General features: G+C 62.9%; 4 protein-coding genes. 2 read left to right on the top strand and 2 right to left on the bottom strand.

Going from position 1 to position 2793, the window contains the following annotated elements; genetic code table 11:
* Positions 1–294: hypothetical protein (locus tag L0G76_RS15425; protein WP_304358020.1), on the bottom strand; the 294-nt coding region annotated here is incomplete at its 3' end.
* A 277-nt stretch (positions 295–571) separates the two neighbouring features.
* Here L0G76_RS15425 and L0G76_RS15420 point away from each other — a divergent pair.
* The gene (locus tag L0G76_RS15420) at positions 572–1393 is read left to right on the top strand and encodes an aldo/keto reductase (protein ID WP_304358019.1); all 822 of its coding nucleotides are present in this window, start codon (positions 572–574) and stop codon (positions 1391–1393) included.
* A 126-nt stretch (positions 1394–1519) separates the two neighbouring features.
* On the opposite strand, the gene L0G76_RS15415 is transcribed toward L0G76_RS15420, so the two are convergent.
* The gene (locus tag L0G76_RS15415; protein WP_304358021.1) at positions 1520–2461 is read right to left on the bottom strand and encodes a D-2-hydroxyacid dehydrogenase family protein; all 942 of its coding nucleotides are present in this window, start codon (positions 2459–2461) and stop codon (positions 1520–1522) included.
* A 75-nt stretch (positions 2462–2536) separates the two neighbouring features.
* On the opposite strand from L0G76_RS15415, the gene L0G76_RS15410 reads away from it, so the two are divergent.
* On the top strand, positions 2537–2793 hold a 257-nt coding region (locus L0G76_RS15410; protein ID WP_304358018.1), incomplete at its 3' end, for a hypothetical protein.

The raw sequence follows: 2793 nt of genomic DNA, 5'->3' as shown, positions 1-2793 counted from the left end.
GAGAACCATCAAGATGTCAGCCGTACTCAACGTCAGCTCGCGATCGTATTCGTCGAACTGGTCCCCCACCTCGCTGTCTACGGTCGATGCCACATTCGCTATCGCGGCGTCTGTCGCCGTGGCCTCCATTTTCACTTTATAGGTCAGTGACTGACCGGAGGTGAAACCGTTCTGATAGTAGTCGTCAACTTCCTCGACTCCTGGTAGGCCGGCGATCACCTCGGCGATCTCCTCCGCTCTGTTGCTGAGGTCTGGGCGACTGATGCACCCCGAGAGTCCGAAGAACATCGCCATGACAGTGATCATAGCGACGGTACTGCTGTGGATGGGAACCCTGACTGCGCGCATGATTCCAGCCTATTGATGAGCCTCAGGACCGGAGCGACTGGGCTGTTCCAGTCCTGTCACATCAGCACGATGTCGGTCACACCTGGGAATTGGGCACAATGTCGGTCACACCCAGGAATACTGCATTCCCACCGTGACGTTATAGGCTCGGATCGGCACCGCCACCGCGGCGCCCGGCAGACTGCAATACTACAGACCACAACCCGTGACGAAAGGCGGCACCTTGACGGTTCCCACACTCACACTCAACGACGGCAAGACCATCCCCCAGCTGGGATTCGGCGTCTTCAAGGTCGATCCCGAGGAGACCGAGCGCATCGTCACCGACGCCCTCGAGGCCGGCTACCGCCACATCGACACCGCCGCCGTCTACGGCAATGAGGAAGGCGTCGGACGTGCGATCGCCAAGTCCGGCATCGCCCGCGACGAGCTCTTCGTGACCACCAAGCTGTGGAACGACCGCCACGGTGCGCAGGAGTCGAAGCGTGCCCTGGGCGAGAGCCTCGAGAAGCTCGGCCTCGACCACGTCGACCTCTACCTCATCCACTGGCCGACCCCGGAGAACAACAACTCGGTCGAGACCTGGGAGGCCTTCCCCGGCTACCGCGACCAGGGCCTGACCACGTCGATCGGCGTGTCGAACTTCGACCACCGCTACCTGCCTCAGATCCTCGACACCGGGATCATCCCCGCCGTCGACCAGATCGAATGCCACCCGCAGTTCCAGCAGGTCGAAACCCGTCCGCTGCTGACCGAGCACGACATCAAGGTCGAAGCCTGGGGACCGCTGGGACAGGGCAAGGTCGACTACGCGGACACGGTGATCGGCGAAATCGCTTCAGCCCACGACAAGTCCTGGGCCCAGACCATCATCCGCTGGCACCTGCAGCGCGGACACGTCGTCTTCCCGAAGTCGAACAACCGCGATCGTATGGCCCAGAACTTCGATGTCTTCGACTTCGAACTCACCGACGCCGAGGTGACCTCCATCGATTCGCTGGAAAACGGCGGCCGCGTCTCCGGTGACCCAGCCGACGTGAACTGAGTCGTTCGCACGAACTGAGCCGTTCACACGTCTTCACTCAGTGCTGACTTCGGCACGAAGCGTGTGCACCAGCCCGCCCGAGCATCATTGCTCCGGCGGGCTTTTCACTGCCTCGAATTCTTCACCTCAGCTCAGCTGCCGGATCGGTTCACCTGCGACCCACGCGGCGATGTCTTCGACGGCCTGGGTGAAGAAGATTCGGTACGTGTCCTCGGTGACATAGCCCAGGTGCGGTGTCAGAACGGTCCTCGGCGTGCTGCGCAGAGGGTGGTCGGCCGGCAACGGCTCGGAATCGTACACGTCGATTCCGGCTCCGCGAATGCGTCCCTCGTGCAATGCGGCCATCAGCGCATCGGTGTCCACGAGGCCCGCGCGCGAGGTGTTGATGAAGACGCTCGTCGGCTTCATCAGCGACAGCTCGTGGGCTGAGACAAGTCCGCGGCTGCGGTCGCTGAGCTTGTAGTGCACTGTCAGGACGTCGGAGGTGGCGAACAGTTCCTCCTTGCTCACCGCACGCACTCCGACTTCGGCGGCTCGGGTCTCATCGAGGTTCTGGCTCCAGGCCACGACGTCCATGCCGAAGGCCGCCCCGACACGAGCGACCTGCGAACCGAGCCTGCCCAGCCCGATGACACCCAGCCGGTGCCCGAAGAGGTCACCGCCCACGGTCGACTGCCACCCACCGGAGGCCACGGCTGCATTCTCGGTCGGGATGCTGCGCAGCACGGAGAGGATGAGTCCCCAGGCCAGCTCCGGAGTCGCCGAGGTGGTCGACTCGGTGCCGCAGACAGTGATCCCCTGCGCTCGCGCAGCCTCCAGATCGATGGAGGCGTTGACTCTGCCGGTGGTCACCAGCAGGCGCAGGTCTGGCAGCTGCCTCAGACGGTCGGCAGAGAAGAGGGTGCGCTCACGCATGGCGACGACAACCTCGGCGCCGGTCAATGTCTGCACCAGATCCTCGGTGTCGATGATCGGGCGGGAGACGAATTCGAGTTCGGCCCCGAGCGCCTGCCAATCCGCATAATTTGATGCCACATTCTGGTAGTCATCGAGCACAACGATGCGCATACTCGTCCTTCCTTGGAGGTCGCGGGGTTCCGGAGTCATCCCTATCTTTCATCGTATAGCCGATAGGCTGGGCCAGTGAGTGCACCGATCATCCTCAGGCAACGCAGCGGCCCCATCATCACCATCATCGTCTGGGCGTTCCTCGCACTGCTCCTGATCGACGCGATCGTGCGCGGCTCCTGGGATACGGTCGCAGCGTTCTTCCCACCGCTGGCTCTGGTCGGATGGCTCGTCTTCATCCTCCTGTGGCGACCGGCGGTCATCGTCGGATCCGACCACGTCGTGATTCGCGAGATCCTGCGCACCACCACGGTTCCGTTTGCGAACATCAC

It is taken from the genome of Brevibacterium picturae, from assembly GCF_030453725.1.
In the GTDB taxonomy this organism is placed as follows: Bacteria; Actinomycetota; Actinomycetes; order Actinomycetales; family Brevibacteriaceae; genus Brevibacterium; species Brevibacterium sandarakinum_A.
This window is presented reverse-complemented; position numbering and strand designations above follow the sequence as displayed.

Coding starts and splice junctions, on each gene's coding strand:
- L0G76_RS15415 (WP_304358021.1), bottom strand. CDS start 2,461: ATGCGCATCGTTGTGCTCGATGACTACCAGAATGTGGCATCAAATTAT.